This window comes from Capilliphycus salinus ALCB114379, from assembly GCF_047276495.1.
Lineage (GTDB): Bacteria > Cyanobacteriota > Cyanobacteriia > Cyanobacteriales > Microcoleaceae > Capilliphycus > Capilliphycus salinus.
This window is the reverse complement of sequence record NZ_CP178543.1, coordinates 839,962-858,545: the sequence shown is the minus strand read 5'-3', so window position 1 is coordinate 858,545 and position 18,584 is coordinate 839,962. Positions and strand designations below refer to the sequence as shown.

Annotated in this window: 16 protein-coding genes; 6 read left to right on the top strand and 10 right to left on the bottom strand. The window is 46.6% G+C overall.

The features are described from left to right. Positions 1-3: 3 nt before the first annotated feature. The 5 genes from ACL6C3_RS03575 to ACL6C3_RS03555 all read right to left on the bottom strand — a co-directional run bounded on the left by ACL6C3_RS03575 (position 4) and on the right by ACL6C3_RS03555 (position 2,695). Positions 4-429 (bottom strand): hypothetical protein, encoded by a 426-nt coding sequence (locus ACL6C3_RS03575; RefSeq protein ID WP_413165408.1) that lies wholly within the window; start codon positions 427-429, stop codon positions 4-6. Positions 430-600: 171 nt separating this feature from the next. Continuing rightward, a complete protein-coding gene (locus tag ACL6C3_RS03570) occupies positions 601-954 on the bottom strand; it encodes a hypothetical protein (RefSeq protein WP_413165406.1) in 354 nt (117 codons plus the stop codon). 157 nt (positions 955-1,111) lie between these two features. Continuing rightward, positions 1,112-1,429, bottom strand: coding sequence for a hypothetical protein (locus tag ACL6C3_RS03565; RefSeq protein ID WP_413165404.1), 318 nt, complete (start codon positions 1,427-1,429; stop codon positions 1,112-1,114). Next, entirely contained in the window at positions 1,393-1,530 is a 138-nt protein-coding gene (locus ACL6C3_RS03560) for a hypothetical protein (protein ID WP_413165402.1), read from the bottom strand. Before ACL6C3_RS03560 ends, ACL6C3_RS03565 begins: the two co-directional genes overlap by 37 nt. Positions 1,531-1,570: 40 nt before the next feature. Beyond that, positions 1,571-2,695 carry a peptidylprolyl isomerase gene (locus ACL6C3_RS03555; protein ID WP_413168248.1) on the bottom strand — a complete coding sequence of 375 codons (1,125 nt, stop codon included), beginning with the start codon at positions 2,693-2,695 and terminating at the stop codon, positions 1,571-1,573. A gap of 185 nt (positions 2,696-2,880) precedes the next feature. Between ACL6C3_RS03555 and efp the strand changes: the two genes are divergently transcribed. After that, positions 2,881-3,438: an elongation factor P gene (gene efp, locus ACL6C3_RS03550; RefSeq protein WP_413165400.1), complete on the top strand. Its 558-nt coding sequence runs from the start codon at positions 2,881-2,883 to the stop codon at positions 3,436-3,438. A gap of 104 nt (positions 3,439-3,542) precedes the next feature. Continuing rightward, positions 3,543-4,076 carry an acetyl-CoA carboxylase biotin carboxyl carrier protein gene (gene accB / locus ACL6C3_RS03545; RefSeq protein WP_413165398.1) on the top strand — a complete coding sequence of 178 codons (534 nt, stop codon included), beginning with the start codon at positions 3,543-3,545 and terminating at the stop codon, positions 4,074-4,076. Between the two features lie 467 nt (positions 4,077-4,543). Here accB and ACL6C3_RS03540 read toward each other — a convergent pair whose 3' ends face one another. Together ACL6C3_RS03540 and ACL6C3_RS03535 are read right to left on the bottom strand one after the other, a co-directional pair. Beyond that, positions 4,544-5,179: a GerMN domain-containing protein gene (locus tag ACL6C3_RS03540; protein WP_413165396.1), complete on the bottom strand. Its 636-nt coding sequence runs from the start codon at positions 5,177-5,179 to the stop codon at positions 4,544-4,546. A gap of 129 nt (positions 5,180-5,308) precedes the next feature. Beyond that, entirely contained in the window at positions 5,309-6,550 is a 1,242-nt protein-coding gene (locus ACL6C3_RS03535) for a class I SAM-dependent methyltransferase (RefSeq protein WP_413165394.1), read from the bottom strand. 417 nt (positions 6,551-6,967) lie between these two features. On the opposite strand from ACL6C3_RS03535, the gene ACL6C3_RS03530 reads away from it, so the two are divergent. Continuing rightward, positions 6,968-9,724 (top strand): phycobilisome rod-core linker polypeptide, encoded by a 2,757-nt coding sequence (locus ACL6C3_RS03530; RefSeq protein WP_413165392.1) that lies wholly within the window; start codon positions 6,968-6,970, stop codon positions 9,722-9,724. Positions 9,725-10,469: 745 nt separating this feature from the next. Here the strand turns inward: ACL6C3_RS03530 and ACL6C3_RS03525 are convergent. The 3 genes from ACL6C3_RS03525 to ACL6C3_RS03515 form a co-directional block, all read right to left on the bottom strand. Beyond that, entirely contained in the window at positions 10,470-12,320 is a 1,851-nt protein-coding gene (locus tag ACL6C3_RS03525) for a ribonuclease J (RefSeq protein ID WP_413165390.1), read from the bottom strand. A 157-nt stretch (positions 12,321-12,477) separates the two neighbouring features. Beyond that, positions 12,478-13,368 carry a 4-hydroxy-tetrahydrodipicolinate synthase gene (gene dapA / locus ACL6C3_RS03520; RefSeq protein ID WP_413165388.1) on the bottom strand — a complete coding sequence of 297 codons (891 nt, stop codon included), beginning with the start codon at positions 13,366-13,368 and terminating at the stop codon, positions 12,478-12,480. Positions 13,369-13,518: 150 nt separating this feature from the next. Beyond that, complete coding sequence (locus ACL6C3_RS03515; protein ID WP_413165386.1) at positions 13,519-14,562, bottom strand: aspartate-semialdehyde dehydrogenase; 1,044 nt, start codon at positions 14,560-14,562, stop codon at positions 13,519-13,521. A gap of 320 nt (positions 14,563-14,882) precedes the next feature. Here ACL6C3_RS03515 and tig point away from each other — a divergent pair, with 320 nt between their 5' ends. The 3 genes from tig to clpX all read left to right on the top strand — a co-directional run bounded on the left by tig (position 14,883) and on the right by clpX (position 18,579). Continuing rightward, positions 14,883-16,307 (top strand): trigger factor, encoded by a 1,425-nt coding sequence (gene tig, locus ACL6C3_RS03510; RefSeq protein ID WP_413165384.1) that lies wholly within the window; start codon positions 14,883-14,885, stop codon positions 16,305-16,307. Between the two features lie 202 nt (positions 16,308-16,509). Beyond that, complete coding sequence (gene clpP / locus ACL6C3_RS03505; RefSeq protein WP_413165382.1) at positions 16,510-17,226, top strand: ATP-dependent Clp endopeptidase proteolytic subunit ClpP; 717 nt, start codon at positions 16,510-16,512, stop codon at positions 17,224-17,226. A gap of 12 nt (positions 17,227-17,238) precedes the next feature. After that, positions 17,239-18,579: an ATP-dependent protease ATP-binding subunit ClpX gene (gene clpX / locus ACL6C3_RS03500; RefSeq protein ID WP_413165380.1), complete on the top strand. Its 1,341-nt coding sequence runs from the start codon at positions 17,239-17,241 to the stop codon at positions 18,577-18,579. The last annotated feature ends 5 nt before the right edge of the window (positions 18,580-18,584 follow it).

The window sequence follows — 18,584 nt, the reverse complement described above, 5'->3', positions numbered from 1 at the left end:
AAATTAAAACCAACGTCCGCCCCGAAACCGCCAGCGAGGAAATAAAATTCGCGTTAGGCTGACAGAAGCGAGGTAAGTCGCTAACCAGACCAAACTGTAATGACAGATAAATAATCCCAGATGAAAAAGTTGGGGGGAAATGCCCGGTAAACCGACGGTTTGGGCTAATCCTGCCACAAATAACCCTTCCCAAATTCCCCCGAATAGTTGAAAGACTCCGGGCCAATCTCGATCCCAACGGAATTTTTGCAGGTAGATATACAGGCCATCCCAAGCCAACCCAAACAGGGCGATATATCCCAAAAAGGCAAAGTAGACCCAACGGGCTTGACCGGAGTTGGCCAACCAGAAGGGGACAGTCACAAATATACCGACGGTGGCCAACAGCAATATACGGGTTTGCCAGCGTCCAAAGAGGGTTGGAGTCATGGAATGTTTGATTTATCCGGGCTATTTTTCACAAATTGTAAAGTTTTGTAAATTTACTTGTGGGGTGACACCCATCATGGTCTATACTACTTATATAGTAGATGCACCCTGATTAGACCGCCCATCAAGTCATGGGCGTTTTTCTTTTTCACCGACTCGGGCCAACCCCAATTATTTCCTCGACTTGGGAGGAACGTTATGGGGTCTCAACACCCACTCAAAAACCGAGAGGGCGCGAGTCGGACGGGCTTTAGAGGTTTTCGTATCCGGCTGAATTAATTTAGTTTTCACTAAAACCTGTGTAATCCCTCTTTCTAGAGGTTCAAAGGGCGATTTTTCGGAGGAATTGGGAACTTCATCGATCTGCCACCAACTCCCGAGACAGTAACCGCAGATACTTGCAATTACTCCAAAAATAATGCTTAAATTTAAGAGATACCCCAACCCAAAAAAGGCAAGGGTAATCACTAAGCCAAAGCTTAATCCGGTCAATAATCCAGTGGTTTTAGAAGAAGAGGATGCCATAGATTTTCACGATGGTTTCATTCTCTATTGAACCGCAAATTGATGATTTTGACCAAATTATGGTAAAAAAGATCTGTATAGTTTTAAGAATCAAGCGGGTTTGGCGTGAAAAAATGCTAAACTCTAGGTAATTAAACGCTAGAGAGAGAACTCAAATTTACCAGTCTTGTTGATTCAGTTTTTTCGGCAAATTCAAGCGGGGAAATTGATAAAATGTATTCCCTTCTTCGTCAATATCGGGTAACGCCGAAAATACCTTTGCTTGTCGTTCTAAATACTCTTGGGCGACTTCCGCACTGACTTGAGCGGTGGCGGCGAGTTGAATTAGGGAAATGCGACTATCTTGGGCTTCTAATAACTGATAAAATGCGTTATCGAGCCGACGTTTTTGTTCTTTATTGCCGCCAAGTTGAACCATTAACAAACCGACCAAAACTCCTAATCCGGCAACACAAAATAATTCAATAAAAGCCATAATTTCTGAATAAAATTAACATCAAACTTCAATTTTAAATGTTGATTGAGTTGGCTGGGATTACTGCTAACGGCTAATTTCCCCAATTTAGAATTAGCCATTAACAGTTTAATTGATTGGGTGGGGTGTTAACGTTTCAGTTTAAGCGTCTTGGGGTTCAACTAAATTTTCAGCCCCTTTAACGACTTTAGCCGACTCAATCACATCTCCTTGCTGAATATTCTCTAAAACTTTTTTACCCTTAGTTACATATCCAAAGGCAGCAAAACGACCATCTAATAAGTTTAATCCAGCCGGAGTTAATTCGGGTTCAAACAAGAAAAAGAAAATTTGAGAAGAACCGCCATTGGGCAAAGGTTCAGGACGGGCTAAAGCAACAGTACCGTAAGCCGAAAAAGGTAAAACCGGTTCATCTCGATAACGACCGATTTCTTCTAAAGTAAAACCGTAAATCGGTTCAGTTTCTCCGCGAACTAAAATTTCCAAAGGAATATCGCGCTCTTTGTCGGTTTTCGGGTCAATAAACCCCTCCGCCTTTCCGGGAGGATCGCCGACTTGTAAATAGTAAGAATCTTCGGCGCGAATAAACTTTAAACCATCATAAAATCCCCGTTCAACCAAATCCACAAAATTACCCGCAGTTAGTGGGGCGCTGTAGCCATCAGCAACCAGGGTAATATCACCGCGACTCGTTTTAATCTCAACAGTAGCTCGCCCTTTTAGCTGAGGTAAATTAGCATATTCGGCAGGAACTTCAAAGGGAAATTCTGTTACCATTAACTCCTCAAGTTCACCGATTTCTTGAAGAAGTTCGGCTCGGGTTTCGAGTAACTTTTCGCCATCTTTGACTTCGAGCGCTTCCCGCAAAGTCTCCATTCCCGCTTGGAGTTGATTAATAATCCCTTCAGCTTCAGCTTGTTTGTCCGGAGGGATACTCGCCAACAATTGAGATTCTTGAGTCGTTAACACTCGCGAAGCGATCGCAATATCTCCGCTAATCGGACTCCAACGCCGTCCCCGAATGCGGGTAGCAATTTCTTCTAAACTGCGTTGCATCTTCCGCACCGGTTCGTTATCAATGGGTAGAGCATAACGCAATAACGCTTTACCATCAGTAATCGCATTTCCTTGGGGTAACACACTTTCACGCTTGGGTTCACTACTCCCCCCGCCAAAATCCCACCAAGCGCCACTCAAACCCATTGAGAGTGAACACAACAAGAGTAGGACCACTCCGGTTTTCAACCAACGTTTGCAAGTCTCCATCATAGAATCAGGCCAATGCAGCATAAGTCTCCGATTTGATTCACTTTCTCATCTTACGGGTCAACCGCGACCCTTGAACGGCAAATTCTGGCGTGAATCTTAAGAACTCAAGCACAACACTACAGATGAGTACCCATTGAGCGGTAAAATAAATAGCCGATTGTTTCTCCACCCACAGAAACTCCATGATTTCCAGTAATGATTTTCGCACAGGTGTCACAATTGAATTAGACGGGCAAGTTTGGCGAGTCGTGGACTTCCTCCACGTCAAACCCGGAAAAGGTTCTGCATTTGTTCGGACGACACTCAAAAATGTGCAGACCGGTAACAAACTTGAACGCACATTCCGAGCCGGGGAAACCGTTCCTCAAGCGAACTTAGAAAAAAGTGTGATGCAATACACCTATAAAGAAGGTGAGCAGTTTGTCTTTATGGATATGGAGACTTTTGAACAAGCTCCCCTCAACCCCGATCAAATTGGCGATGGGGTAAAGTACCTTAAAGAAGGCATGGAAGTCAACGTTGTTCGCTGGAATGACCAAGTTTTAGAAGTAGAACTGCCCAACTCCGTTGTTTTGGAAGTGACAGAAACCGATCCTGGCGTTAAAGGGGATACGGCAACCGGAGGTACAAAACCCGCTACCGTCGAAACCGGTGCAACGGTGATGGTCCCACTGTTCATTTCGATCGGAGAGCGTATCAAAATTGATACTCGCAGCGATACATATTTGGGTCGGGAGTAGACCCCCTCTCCTCTTTGCAGTGTCATACTCTGTTAAAAATTAGGAGAAACAGGCTCAATTTAAGATTCAATATCCAATATCAATCCAAGGGAGACATACCAACTGTGCAACTCGATCTCAACCAGCTTCGTGAATTGTTGGCTGACATTGATAAAACGAATATCTCTGAGCTAACCCTGAAGAGTGACGATTTTGAACTGACTGTTCGCAAGGAAATTCCCCTCGGCGAGCGCTCGTTGTCACCGATGGATTCTATGCTCACTGGTGGAGTTCGGAGTTCGGAGTTGGCATCGTCTCCTGTTGTTTCCCCATCTCCAACTCATCTGTCTGAAAAAGCCACATCTTCCGGTAGTCCGACTTCATCGGTTCCCTCATCTTCTCTTTCTTCCGATACCAAATGGGTTGAGGTGACTTCTCCGATGGTGGGAACGTTCTATCGTTCTCCTGCTCCCGATGAACCTCCTTTTGTTGAAAAAAGCGATCGCGTTACCGTCGGACAGGTGGTCTGTATTATTGAAGCCATGAAGTTGATGAATGAAATTGAATCGGAAGTTTCCGGTCAAATTGTTGAAATTTTAGTCGAAAATGGCGCTCCTGTCGAGTACGGTCAAGCTTTAATGCGAATTAATCCAGAATAGGGAAAGGGGAATAGGGAATTTACAGTTATCAGTTATCACCTCACCCGACTTGTAGGGGCGGGTTCCGCGAAGATTTATATCTTCCCACAAATAACTTACATAAACCCGCCCCTTTTCTGTCAACACCTCACCAGTTATCACCTCACCAGTCTTGTAGGGGCGGGTTCCGCCAAGATTTATGTCTTACCACAAATAACTTACATAAACCCGCCCCTTTTTCTAACTAATATGATAGATATCCGGTTGATTAATGCCTGTTATGGGGTGGGGCGGGTTGATGTCAATCTCGGAATAGTCGTCAACATCGGGGTCGAACCCGCCCCTACGTTTAGGAATATTAATTAGTCGGAGATGATATAACGACTGACCCAATCGACTTTTCCCGACTCCGGGGCGGGTTTATATCAGTTATTTCTAGGAAAACATACATTGAGCGCAGAACCAGCCCCTACCAACCCGACTCTTGACTATTGAAATTCGGCTTCAAAGTTTTTGCGGGTTGCGGGTTGGGGAACTTCTAAGCCTTCGCCTCCGAGTATTTCTAACGGTTGACCCCCTACCAAGATCCAAACCTTCGCATCGGGGTTAAGACTGCTTGCGGTATAAATCACCTGTCCCAAACGTCCAATCATCGAAGCACTGCCGCCCCCTGTGGTAAACTCCGGTGATAGATCGACGTAGACCTGATTAGAATCAGCCTGAACGCTCAGAACTTGCGTTTGGGGTGGAATCTCACTAAATCGATTTTCATCGGTGGGTTGAGCCAATAAACGCTTGAAAGCGGCTTCTAAGACTACCCCCGGATCATCTTCGTTCACCTCAACGGTAACGGGCGTAGGCACCCAGGCAATTTCACCGTTTTGATCTTGAACCCGGTAGATTTCAACGGTTTTTTCAACGGTTCCCGGTTGTTCGGCTCCCGGTGGGGGAACTGGTGTCGGTGGTGAGGTTTCCCCCGGAGAGGGAGAGGGAACGGGTGAAACCACATCCGGTTGTTCGGTTTGACGGGTACTCAGCGTCCACCAGGTTATTCCTCCCCCGACTGCGATCAATAATGCGGCGATCGCAGCGATAATACCAACAGGTTTAGTATTCTCTTGCATCGGATCTCTCATCGCTATTTTCTGATTAAAATAAGCCTCGTTTTCGGGCAACAATCCTAAAAATATCTACAGTCTGTTACCCGACGGGTTCCGACATTTTTCTCAAAAACTTGAGTTGAAAAGGCGATCTTAAGACGGGTTCGGAGTTAACAAAATAAGCTGTCGCGATCGCAGCGAACGTACCCCTTCCAAGTCGAGTTGGACTTCAGACAAAATCTCTTGAACCGTTTTTTGAGGACGCTCGGAGGTTTGGGATTGTTCCGACTCGATAAAATCGGTATTGACCTCACAAGCTCGCATAAATTCAAACTCCTCAGAAGACAATTGTACCAGTTGGTAATCATAATCAAACAGAGTTTGATTCGGCCAGCCATTGAGACAGGGACTTAATTCGGGAATAGCAGCCAATAAAGTCTCATCTTTTGACCAATTCGAGCGGGGTAAAGGAGAACGCCCGAGGAAAAACTCATAGTGAGTAATTTGGGGATCGAGCAGTTCAATTAAACGATAACGTTCGCGATCGCTAAGTTTTTCAACTCGTTCCATTAATTCGGGAGATTTTCCCAATAAACGCTCAATCTGCCAATAACTGCGATTAGAAAAGCCGACAAATTCTAACCCCGAAGCATCAATTAACTCAAACAACGTTTCAACATTGTAATCAATTTCTTGGGGATGAACATACATATCTGCAAAACACTCATCCCGTTGATTTTCTAGCGCCCAACGTTGAGCTTCATACTGAACCAAACGGTTATCTGGAGGGAGCGCTTCAAAAATCTCACGACCGATCTTAACCCCTTCTTGGTAATTATTGCGGGATTTACCTTGCATCAAAGCGATCGCCCGTTGCATCAGACGAATTTCCCAGCGTCCCAACTCAGCATACACAAAAATGTGCATCAAACCACCCGGAGCCAACTTCAACGCCAAAGTTTGCAGTCCGCGAACCGGATCGGGTAAATGGTGGAGAACTCCGACACAATTAATTAAATCAAACTGACCCGGAAGTTGAGCAACATCATACAAACTCAAACAGCGAAATTCCGGCGTCGGGGTTCCGGGTGTAGAGATACCGGAGCGTTGAGTGCGTTCTTTGGCGACTCGGATCGCCCCCTCGCTGAGATCCATACCGATAACAGCCGCTTGGGGGTTAAGCCCGATCAAATATTCGGTACTCGAACCCGTTCCGCAACCGGCATCGAGAATGCGAATCTTTTCTTTGGGGGGAGTGCGACCGGTACAAAAATTATAAGCCGCTCGCCAACACCAACGCCAGTTATATCCCGGTGGGGGTTCGTCGAGTAACGGGTCGGGGGGAAAAGGGTAAGTATCGTAAAGTCGTTGAACCGCAGTGCTAATTTCTTCCATAGTTTGTAAATTTTATCGAACCGCAGGAGATCGATCTCAAGAATAAGAGTGAACAACAGAGAACTGTAGCAGCAGTCCGAGCCATTGACTACAACCGCGAAGTCATAGTAGCCTGGACGGTTTGAGCGGCGAGTTCCGCATCCTTTGCCCACTTAGTTGACAATCGCCGTAATAAAACTTATTCTTTTTTCTCAGATAACTTCTCCCAAATCTATACAATAAGTTTCGATACGCTTTTTAACAAAAACCGAGTAATCAACCCAAATCATTTTAATCTGAAAGAACGATTTGGCTAAAACAGATTGCAAAACGGGCAAAGGTCAGCGAGTATAAATGCTTACCCGACCCGGTGGCAATTTGGAAGCCATCAGATTGAAAACTGTAGCGATTCTATTGTAGGGAGCAGATTAGATACAGATGAGTGTAAAAGCAAGTGGTGGCAGCTCTGTTGCACGTCCCCAACTCTATCAAACTCTACCGATCTCAACCATTTCTCAAGCCGAGCAACAAGATCGCTTTTTAGCCAAAGGCGAACTGAGCGAACTAGCAACCTTCTTTAGCTCGGGGAAACTGCGTTTAGAAATAGCTCAGGTTCTGACCCAAAACTCAGAACTGATCGTATCCCGTGCGGCGAACCGGATTTTTACAGGCGGTTCTCCTTTAGCCTTCCTGGAAAGACCCCAAGAACCCGAAATGGCAATGGCGGGAGCCGGTGCCGGGGATATGAACGTCGCCGAAGGGATGAAATTAGGAACCATTTCCTACATTGACAACAAAGGCGGTGGCGGAATTTTCTCCGGTTTGCGATCGCTGTTTGCCGATGCGGGCGGTGCAGGTCCGGCGGTATTTATTCCCCCCGGTTTCCAGCCCATTAACGTCTCTCGCTACGGTCCGGGTAACATGACCAAATCCCTGCGAGATTTAAGCTGGTTCCTGCGCTATTTAACCTATTCAATTGTTGCCGGCGATCCGAATATCATCGCCGTTAACGTGCGAGGACTGCGGGAAATCATCGAAAACGCCTGTTCGAGTGCGGCGACTTTGGTTGCATTGCAGGAAATGCGGCGGGCGTCACTGGGCTACTTCAAGCAAAATGCAGACGCTCAAGAAATTGTCAAGCAATACTTTGAAGTCCTGATTTCTGAGTTTCAAGGGCCGACCCCTTCTAACAAACTGCGTCAGCGTCCGAGTAGCGATCAGCAGGGCTTAGAATTACCTCAAATTTACTTCAACGCCGCCGAACGCCGTCAAAAATTTGTGATGAAGCCGGGTTTATCGGTGGTGGAAAAAGAAGAGGTGATCAAAGCCGCTTATCGCCAGGTATTTGAGCGCGACATTACCCGGGCTTACAGCCAAGGCATTTCCGACTTGGAGTCCAAAGTCAGAAACGGCGAAATCTCGATGAAAGAGTTTATTCGTCGCTTGGGTAAATCTCCCCTGTATCGCAAACAGTTCTATGAACCGTTTGTCAACAGCCGGGTTGTAGAATTGGCCGCCCGTCACTTCTTGGGTCGGGGTTTGTCCTCTCCCGAAGAATTTAGCAAATACTTCGCGATCATCTCCGAAGGCGGTTTGGCGAAACTCGTCGATGCGATGGTAAACTCTCAGGAGTATGCGGACTACTTCGGCGAAGAAACCGTCCCTTACCTGCGGGGATTGGGTCAAGAAGCCCAAGAATGCCGCAACTGGGGGCCGCAAATCGAGTTGTTTAACTACAGTGCGCCCTTCCGCAAGGTGCCTCAGTTTGTGACTCTGTTTGCAGCATACAATCGACCCTTACCCGATCAACACGTTTACGGTCAAGGCAACGACCCGCTGGAGATTCAGTTTGGGGCAATTTTCCCGAAAGAAACTCGCAACCCCAAAAATAGTCCCGCACCCTTTAGCAAGGATACTCGCCGGATTCTGATTCGCAATGGTGCCGGAATTGATAACCAACTGAGCAACCCCGCGGCCCGTCCGAACGATCCGGGTTCCTTGGGGCCGAAAGTGTTCAAGCTCGATCAGCTTCCGGGAGGTTACGTTAGCAGTCGGTTTAAGCGTTCAGGAGGCAGTAACGGTAACAGCGTTAAGTTCTCCGAAAGCTCGACCCAAGCGGTGATCAAAGCGGCCTATTTACAGGTGTTTGGTCGTGACGTTTACGAAGGTCAGGGCCAGAAAGTTGCCGAAATTAAACTCGAAAACGGCGACATCACGGTACGGGAATTTATCAGAGCCTTAGCTAAATCTGATACTTTCCGCAATATGTACTGGACTTCCCTTTATATTTGTAAAGCGATTGAGTATATTCATCGCCGTCTGTTAGGACGACCCACCTATGGGCGTGCGGAAATCAATTCTTACTTTGATATTTGCGCCAAGAAGGGTTTTTACGCTCTGGTCGATTCTATTATCGACTCTCAAGAATACAACGAGTCTTTTGGCGAAGATACGGTTCCTTACGAGCGCTATTTAACTCCGGGCGGTGTTTCCCTGCGAACCATGCGGGCGGGAACTTTACCGGAGAAAATGCCCCAAATTACGACCGTTACTCAAGCCCCAACTCCTCGCTTTGTGGAACTCGGTACCCCTGACAATATGAAGGGTCAACTCGAAGTCCAAAATCGGGTTTCTCAAGGGGTGAGTCAGCGACGTCAGCAAACTAAGGTGTTCAAGCTGACGAATACTGATGATAAAGTGGCGTTGAAGATTTTAATTCAAGCGGCTTATCGTCAAATTTTCGAGCGGGATATTGACCCCTATGTGGCGAAAAATGAGTTTACCGCTCTCGAAAGTAAGCTCGGAAACGGAGAAATTACCGTTAAAGAGATGATTGAGGCGTTGGGTAGCACTTCTCTGTATATCCGGGAGTTCTACACCCCTTATCCCAATACGAAAGTGATTGAGTTGGGAACTAAGCATTTCTTGGGTCGGGCGCCTCAAAACCAAGCGGAAATTCGCAAGTATAACCAAATTTTAGCATCTCAAGGCTTGAAAGCGTTTATCGGGGCGATGGTTAATAGCGCCGAATATATTCAGATGTTTGGAGAAGATACGGTTCCTTACCGTCGTTTCCCCACTTTACCTGCGGCGAATTTCCCCAATACTGAGCGTTTGTATAATCAGCTTACCAAGCAAAATGATGACATTGTGATTCCCAGTTTTGAGCCTGTGGTTGCTAGCGATCGCAGTTAATCAACTTTTGGGTAACGTTAAGCGCTAATTTGTTTAAATTTTAGCTCAATATTGTTTTTCCCCGTTCAACTGAATGGGGATTTTTTTGTCGGTACGCTAAAATCTGGCGTTCCTCAGATGTATGAGGTATATCCCCAAAACCCCTTTCTGTTAGAAACCGGGTTTTTTAATCCCCACTGTCCCTCACCCAATTTAAAAAACCGCTATAATTAATATCATGTGAGGAGTCTTTACAGAATCTCCTTTGAAGTGAACAGATAACCATCTGTTTTTAAACCCAAAGTTGATGTTTTGATGTTAGTCAAAGAGGTGAGTTTCTATGGCAAATTCTCGATTTCCTTTTGCTAACCGATTACTCCCTTGGTCTGTTGTGATTGGTGTTTTATTGCTTTACTGGTTGGGAGTCAACCTGATGATGTAAAGCATCGGAAAACTTAGAAGTTAGGGGGCGTATGCCATACGCCCCTACGTTTTTTGTGTTGCATTGTTTTTGGTATTTTATATGATATCCGCTAGAATTATTAATGAGTCGGATCTCATATTAGATCAAAAAAATTGTAGGGGCGGGTTCTGCACTCAATCTATGTTTGCGATCAATAATTAATCTAAACTCGCCCCCGCTCCACCTCAAACCCTAGCGCTTCTAGCGGTTTTCAATTTTTAGAGTCACAGTTGATTAAAAAACAGTTTGGGGTGGGGTTAATAGAAAACCCACCCTCTGTTTTATTTAGACAATTTTGACGGTTTAAGACGCCACTCTCGCCGCAGTGCGAGTCCGTCGTCGTCCCGTTGTTTGGGGTGCGGGGGGTTGGGATGATTCATCCGAACTATTGTCAACATCGGGAGTATTCATCAGCAACACCACTAACGGATTATTTCTGTTAAGTTCCCGTTTTAGGGTGCGCTCAATAGACCGTTCAACTTGAGTTTCTACCCCAACCCAGTCTATCTCTTTTTGACCATCAAACGTCCGCACAAACTCTGACCAACGATCATTTAAAGTCAATTCAATCGCTTGAGTAATCGAATTATCCAGCACCGTTTGGTCTACCGATGTGACAACACCTCGGAAATGAATCTTCGGTTTAGCCATTAATTTACCATTCAAATCAACCGCCACCGCTACGGTAATTACCCCGTCTTCAGCCAGTTGACGCCGTTCCCGCATGACATCATCTTTAACAACCCCGGTCCGGGAAGAATCAACCGGTTCAATTCCGGCTTTAACTTTATCAATCACACCGATAGAATCTTGGGTGAGTTCAACCACATCCCCATTATCGATGATGATCATATTTTCTGGGGGAATTCCCATACTTTGAGCGGTCTGAGAATGTTTAACCAACATCCGATGTTCGCCGTGTACCGGAACAAAGAATTTTGGACGGGTTAACGCCAGCATTAATTTTTGATCTTCCTGACAGCCATGACCCGAAACGTGAATGCCTTTATCGCGACCATAAATGACGTTCGCACCCAACATCATCAATTTATCAATGGTATTGACAACGGCGATGGTATTACCGGGAATGGGGTTCGCAGAAAAGACAACGGTATCACCTTTTTTAATGCTAATTTGTCGGTGAGCGCCGTGAGCAATGCGCGTTAAAGCTGAAAGCGGTTCTCCTTGCGACCCGGTGGTGAGAATTAACACTTTGTCATCCGGTGTGTCTCGCAACGCATTCAAGGGAATAAATAAATCATCGCGACATTTAACATACCCTAAATTGCGGGCGTGAGCAATCACATTCAGCATCGAACGACCGACAACCGCCACCGAACGTCCTTGTTTTTCGGCGATATTGAGAATAATATTAAGTCGGTGTACCGAAGAGGCGAAAGTCGTCACCAAAATGCGTCCGGCAGCTTGGGCAAAAACCCGATCTAAGTTGGGAGCCACTGAACTTTCTGAGGGTGTAAATCCCGGAACTTCTGCGTTTGTCGAATCGCTCAACAAGCACTGAACGCCTTTTTCGCCGTATTCTGCTAATCGTTGAAAATCAAAGAATTCTCCATCAACCGGGGTGTGATCGATTTTAAAGTCACCGGTATGAATAACCACACCAACCGGGGTATTAATGGCAACGGTAAAACTATCGGCGATTGAGTGCGTATTGCGGATATATTCGACTAGGAAATTCTTACCAATTCTAACAATTTCTCGCGGACGAACGGATCTTAATTCGGTGCGGTCGGAGACGCCGGCTTCTTCCAATTTACCCTGAAGTAATGCCATCGCCAGTCGGGGTCCGTAAATCACCGGAACATCAAATTGTTTGAGGTGAAAGGGAATACCGCCAATATGATCTTCGTGACCGTGCGTAACGATCATCCCTTTGATTTTATGGCGATTTTCTCGCAAATAAGTAACATCGGGGAGGACGATATTAACGCCGTGCATTCCGTCTGTGGGAAAAGCCAGTCCCGCATCGAGGAGAATAATTTCATCTCCGTATTCAAAGACGCAGGTATTTTTTCCAATTTCGTGTAAGCCGCCTAAAGGGATAATCTTTAAGCCATTTCCATCGCTTTTGGTTACGGGTTTGCGAACAGATGCTTTACTTTTAATGATCGGTGTTGTTCCGTTTTTAACCATGTTTTCCTTTGTGTGTGAAGGTGTATGTTTAACAATGAACTCAGATAGCTGAACGTTAATTTGAGTTGAAAACTCGAATCATAAAACTTCGATCAACTAACGACTAAATGTTCATATATATTCAGTTGTCTGAAACTTTGTTTTTCTTATTTTGCCTTTAAGATTTGAGCAGTTTGAGTTCACTTAACACTTGCTGTAATTGTTCAATAACTTCAACAGAAGGGTCACACAAGGGGGGGCGAGTATGACCGACTTTCCAGCCTTGCAGTTTGAGGGCCGCTTTCACTGGAATGGGATTTGTCATTAAAAAAAGTGCCTTAAATAGCCCGAAGAGTTGTAAATGAGTTTCGGTGGCGACCTGCACGTTTCCCGCTTCAAAGGCTTCAATCATGTGCTGTAATCGATTTCCCACCAAATGACTCGCAACGCTCACCACTCCGCTACCACCCACTGCCAATAGTGGCAATGTTAGAGAGTCATCTCCAGAGTAGATCTTAAATTCTGGAGGTGTCAAGCGTCGAATTTGACTAACTTGGTCTAAATTGCCGCTGGCTTCCTTAATCGCGACAATATTCGAGATTTCTGCTAAATGCGCTACCGTTTCAGGTTGTAGACCCACTCCGGTACGGCCCGGAATGTTATAAAGCATCATCGGTAGATCGGGGGTTGCTTGTGCGATCGCCCTAAAATGTTGGTACAACCCTTCTTGGGGAGGTTTGTTGTAATAGGGAACCACTTGTAGTGATCCATCTAATCCTAGTTTAGCAGCTTTTTGGGTCGCTTCGATCGCTTCTCGTGTAGAATTCGATCCGGTTCCGGCCATAATCTTGGCTTTAGAAGAAACCGCTTTCTGCACAACTCGAAACAGTTCGTACTCCTCCGACCAACTGAGTGTCGGAGATTCCCCAGTTGTTCCACAAACGACCAGAGTATCCGTACCGTTGTCAACCAAATGAGCGGCTAATTCTTCTGCCACTTCATAGTTAACGCTACCATCCTCCTTAAACGGCGTGATCATCGCCGTCATCACCTTTCCAAAACTCACCATCTATGTTCTATCAGTTGTGCTGTTTCTATTCGCCTAGCGTGCGTCAGGCGTAGGCTATTAACCGATCATTTTGCTGCTTGTACGGAGTGCGGTTAGACCCGAGATCGCGTTCCCAAGCGTTTCGGGCGTCCTATCTGCACACCTGCTCAATTAATGACTAGCAACCAGAGACTCTCGACCTAAAAGATTCTTGGCCACCAATAATTCGGCAATCTGTACGGCGTTCAATGCGGCCCCTTTACGAACTTGATCGCCACTCAGCCACAGTTCTAACCCACAGGGGTGGGAAAGATCTTGACGGATACGACCCACTAACACCGGATCGCGACCCGTTGCATCGATGGGCATGGGGAAGTAGTTGGCCTGCCAGTCTTCTCGCAGTTCTACCCCCGGAGCTTGAGAGAGAACCTCTCGCGCTTTGGCGACACTGAAGGGTTCGTCAAACTCTAGATTAATCGCTTCGGAATGGGCGCGAAGTACGGGAACCCGCACACAAGTTGCGGAAATTCTCAAATCTTCCACCCCAAAGATTTTCCGAGTTTCATTAACCATTTTCATCTCTTCTTGGCAATATCCCGCCTCATTCAACGGTGAATTGTGAGGGAATAAATTAAACGCCAGGGGATAGGGAAAAATGTCCGTTTGCGGGGTTTTGCCGTCTAAAATTGCCTGAGCTTGGGCCTTCATTTCTTCCATTGCCCTAGCTCCGGCACCGCTGGCCGACTGATAGGTAGAAACCACAATTCGGCGGATCGGCTGCACCTGATACAACGGCCAAACGGCAACGGCCATTAAAATTGTCGTACAGTTGGGGTTGGCAATAATCCCCCGATGAGAAGCCGCCGCCTCCGGGTTCACTTCCGGGACAATTAACGGCACCTCAGCATCCATTCTAAAGGCGCTGGAGTTATCAATCACCACCGCCCCGGCTTCTACGGCTTTGGCGGCCCACTGTTTGGACGTCCCCGCACCGGCTGAGGCCAGAACCAAATCGACTTGGTGAAACGACCCTTCGTCAACGGCCTCAACGGGGAGTTTTTCGCCTTTAAACGCCAGTTGAGTTCCCGCCGACCGGGGCGAGGCCAACAGTTTCAAATCTGCTAGGGGAAAGTTGCGACTTTCCAATAACTCTAGCAATTCCGTCCCGACTGCACCTGTCGCTCCTAAAATCGCAACTCGGTAAGACTTAGACAAAGTTCAGAACCCTCCCTCAAAGACAATTCTAAAATAAACCTGAAATTTCAATAACAAAATTAATAACAAACAAAATCGGTAATCTACAATAGGAATCCGTATCTAATATAAAAACATCCTCTCACAGCCACAGGGTCTCAATCACAATTGGGGTCGGGCAAGGGATCAAACTCTGCGGGCCAATTACGGCTCACCATCAACAGTGCGATCGCGAGATAAGATACAATTGCACATCTAGTCATCGCCTAACTCAACCCAAATTATAATTCCCCAGAGTCAAAATGTGTTGAGGGGTTATTGAATTCCAGAATACCACGATTATGAAAGTTACCCAGGAAAAACTTCCCGCTAGCCAAATTGGGCTAGATATCGAAATCTCTCCGGAAATGTCCAAGAACGCTTACGAGCAAGTGATTCGTCAGTATGCTCGTTCGGTCAATATTCCTGGGTTCCGGAAAGGGAAAGTCCCCCGTCATATCCTCGTCCAGCGCTTGGGAGTCAGCCGGATCAAGGCGGCGGCCCTTGATGATTTGATGCAGCAGTGCTTACCGAAGGCGGTTGAACAAGAAAATATCCCGGCCATTGGCAGTTTTGAACTCCGAGGTGATGTGGAACAATTGGTCGCCCAGTACGAACCGGGACAGCTTTTAACCATTAAAGCGGCGGTTGATGTCGCCCCGGAAGTCCAACTCGGCCAGTATAAAGGCTTAACCGTACAAGCCGAAGAAGTAAAATTCGATCCGGCCCGGGTCGATGAAGTGTTAGAACAGGAACGGGCGAAATTATCGACGTTAGTTCCCGTCGAAAACCGTCCCGCCCAAACGGGAGATGTGGCGTTTGTAGACTTCAAAGGTATTTTTGCCAATGAAACCACAGAAGAAGGCGAACCCCGAGAAATTCCGGGGGGAAGTGCGGAAAATTTCCAAGTTGAGTTAGTAGAAGGACAATTTATCCCCGGTTTTACCGAAGGGATGGTTGGCATGACCCCAGGGGAAACCAAGGAACTTGAGGTTACATTTCCCGAAGATTATGGCAATGAGGAATTGGCCGGACAGCCGGCGAAATTTACCATTACCTTAAACGAACTCAAGGAAAAAGAACTTCCCGAACTTGATGATGATTTCGCCCAAGAAGTCAGCGAGTTTGAAACCTTGGCCGAACTGCGAGAGTCGTTAGAAAAGCGCTTTACTGAAGAAGCCGAAGAACAAACCACCGCCAACAAAAATAAAGCGTTAATTGAGGCGATTGTAGCCGATCTGCAAGTTGAATTGCCGGAAACGATGATTCGACAAGAAGTTGATCAAGTTCTGACTCAGCAAGCCATGCAGTTAAGTCAGATGGGGGTCGATATCAAGCGGCTGTTTACCCAAGAAATGATTCCCCAAATGCGGGAACGTTCTCGCCCCCAAGCCATTGAACAGCTTAAACAGTCTTTGGCTTTGCAAGAAATTGCCAAGCAAGAATCGATTACGGTTTCGGACGAGGACATTCAAGCCGAAGAAGCCAAAACAATGGCCCAATTGCAAGGCCAAGAGGTCGATCCCGATCGCCTGCGGGAAGTGGTCAGCGAGAACTTGCTGCGGAAAAAAACCTACAGTTGGTTGGAGGAAAACTGCACGGTAGAATTGGTCCCGTCCGGATCTTTGAGTGAGTCCGAGGAGTCGGAAGAAGCCGAAACTTCTGAAGAATCCTCCGAGGTGGAAGTTGAAGTTATGACCTCCGAAACCTCAGGCGAGGAGGAATAAGTTTAAGGGGACAGGGAATTTACAGTCACTCATAACTGGTAATGAGTGACTGTCTCTCCCTCTCCCGTTTGAGTCGAATTAAGGCATAATAGATGATATAAAGTTCGACGAATTCAAAAACCGCCTAATGTGAAGAAGGCACTGGGTTGAAAAATCTAGAGGTTAATTAATAACATATCGTTGAGAACCGATTATCTATCCCATGATTACATCTGAGTCTTCTCCTCACCCCATGTTGAGTTATAACAATCGCGATGTCATTAGCGTGAGCCAGAAAGAGCGTTTTTCCACCCCTCCGGCGAACGTGATGATTCCTATGGTCGTCGAACAGTCGGGTATGGGAGAACGGGCGTTTGACCTTTACTCCCGTTTGCTCAGAGAAAGAATAATTTTTCTGGGAACCGCGATCGATGATGATATCGCCAACGCCGTCAGCGCCCAGATGTTATTTCTCGATGCGGAAGATCCGGAAAAAGATATCCAACTGTACATTAATTCTCCAGGCGGTTCTGTAACAGCCGGAATGGGAATTTACGACACCATGCAGCAGGTTCGCCCGGATGTGGTGACGATCTGTTATGGTTTGGCTGCCAGTATGGGAGCGTTTTTACTCTCATCGGGGGCCAAAGGAAAACGGATGTCCCTTCCCAACGCTCGAATTATGATTCACCAACCGTTAGGGGGCGCTCAGGGACAAGCGGTGGATATTGAAATTCAAGCCCGAGAAATTCTCTATCACAAGCAGACTCTGAACCAAATTCTGGCCGATAATACCGGTCAACCTATCGATCGCATAGAAGCGGATACCGAACGGGACTTCTTCATGTCCGCTGAAGAATCCAAAGAATATGGTCTAATAGATCAGGTGATTTCTAAACAGAATCGTCCTATTCCTGGAGAATCTGTCCCAGCAACATAAGACGAGGCAACTATGTCCAAATACGACTCCCATCTAAAATGTTCCTTTTGCGGAAAATCCCAAGAGCAGGTTCGGAAGTTGATAGCGGGGCCTGGGGTCTATATCTGCGATGAATGCGTGGAGTTATGCAATGAGATTTTAGATGAGGAGTTGTTTGACTCCAATCCTACCTCTCCCCCGCCTCCACCCCGTCCCCAAGCGGCTCCTCCCCCGAAACGGCGTCCTCGTCCCAGTCGGGTGGCGCTCAACCAAGTTCCCAAACCGGTGGAAATTAAATCCTATCTTGACAATCATGTGATCGGTCAAGATGAAGCCAAAAAAGTTCTTTCGGTGGCGGTTTACAACCACTACAAACGGCTGGGGTTTATTCAAGGGAAAACCCGCCAAGCCGCAGAAGATAATATTGAGTTGCAAAAGTCCAATATTTTGTTAATTGGGCCAACCGGAAGCGGCAAAACCCTGTTAGCGGAAACTCTGGCCAAGATGTTGGATGTTCCCTTTGCGGTGGCGGATGCGACGACCCTCACGGAAGCGGGTTATGTGGGGGAAGATGTGGAAAATATTCTGTTGCGATTGTTACAAGTTGCCGATTTTGATGTCGAAGAAGCCCAACGGGGAATTGTCTATATTGACGAAATCGATAAAATTGCCCGCAAGAGCGAAAATCCCTCCATTACCCGAGATGTCTCGGGAGAAGGCGTTCAACAGGCTTTGCTGAAAATGCTAGAAGGGACGGTGGCCAACGTTCCGCCCCAGGGTGGACGCAAACACCCCTACCAAGACTGCATCCAAATTGATACCAGCAATATTCTGTTTGTCTGCGGGGGTGCTTTTGTCGGTCTAGACCGAATTATTGAGCAGAGAACGGGCAAAAAGTCAATGGGCTTTATTCAAGGTGAAAAAGAACAAGCCAAAGAAAAACAGTCGGCTGATACCTTGAAGAAAATGGAACCCGATGATTTGGTCAAGTTTGGGTTAATTCCCGAGTTAATTGGCCGAATTCCGATGGTTGCCGTACTCGATCCGTTGGATGAAAAGACGTTGATGGCGATTCTCACCGAACCCCGCAGCGCTTTAGTTAAACAATACCAGAAATTGCTGCGAATGGATAACGTGCAGCTAGAATTTGAGGAAGATGCGATTAAAGCGATCGCCCAAGAAGCTTTTCGTCGCAAAACCGGTGCGAGGGCGTTGCGGGGTATTGTTGAGGAATTGATGCTTGATGTCATGTACGAGTTACCCTCCCGCAAGGATGTAAAACGATGTCAGGTGACAAAAGAAATGGTTGAGAAGCGATCGACGGCGGAGTTGTTGGTTCATCCGTCTTCGCTACCGAAGCCAGAGTCGGCTTAAAGGAG

Bases quoted from the DNA above. Each gene is read 5' to 3' on its own strand.
- ACL6C3_RS03575 (WP_413165408.1), bottom strand. From the start codon at position 429: ATGACTCCAACCCTCTTTGGACGCTGGCAAACCCGTATATTGCTGTTG.
- ACL6C3_RS03570 (WP_413165406.1), bottom strand. From the start codon at position 954: ATGGCATCCTCTTCTTCTAAAACCACTGGATTATTGACCGGATTAAGC.
- ACL6C3_RS03565 (WP_413165404.1), bottom strand. From the start codon at position 1,429: ATGGCTTTTATTGAATTATTTTGTGTTGCCGGATTAGGAGTTTTGGTC.
- ACL6C3_RS03560 (WP_413165402.1), bottom strand. From the start codon at position 1,530: ATGGCTAATTCTAAATTGGGGAAATTAGCCGTTAGCAGTAATCCCAGC.
- ACL6C3_RS03555 (WP_413168248.1), bottom strand. From the start codon at position 2,695: ATGGAGACTTGCAAACGTTGGTTGAAAACCGGAGTGGTCCTACTCTTG.
- efp (WP_413165400.1), top strand. From the start codon at position 2,881: ATGATTTCCAGTAATGATTTTCGCACAGGTGTCACAATTGAATTAGAC.
- ACL6C3_RS03540 (WP_413165396.1), bottom strand. From the start codon at position 5,179: ATGCAAGAGAATACTAAACCTGTTGGTATTATCGCTGCGATCGCCGCA.
- ACL6C3_RS03535 (WP_413165394.1), bottom strand. From the start codon at position 6,550: ATGGAAGAAATTAGCACTGCGGTTCAACGACTTTACGATACTTACCCT.
- ACL6C3_RS03530 (WP_413165392.1), top strand. From the start codon at position 6,968: ATGAGTGTAAAAGCAAGTGGTGGCAGCTCTGTTGCACGTCCCCAACTC.
- ACL6C3_RS03525 (WP_413165390.1), bottom strand. From the start codon at position 12,320: ATGGTTAAAAACGGAACAACACCGATCATTAAAAGTAAAGCATCTGTT.
- dapA (WP_413165388.1), bottom strand. From the start codon at position 13,368: ATGGTGAGTTTTGGAAAGGTGATGACGGCGATGATCACGCCGTTTAAG.
- tig (WP_413165384.1), top strand. From the start codon at position 14,883: ATGAAAGTTACCCAGGAAAAACTTCCCGCTAGCCAAATTGGGCTAGAT.
- clpP (WP_413165382.1), top strand. From the start codon at position 16,510: ATGATTACATCTGAGTCTTCTCCTCACCCCATGTTGAGTTATAACAAT.
- clpX (WP_413165380.1), top strand. From the start codon at position 17,239: ATGTCCAAATACGACTCCCATCTAAAATGTTCCTTTTGCGGAAAATCC.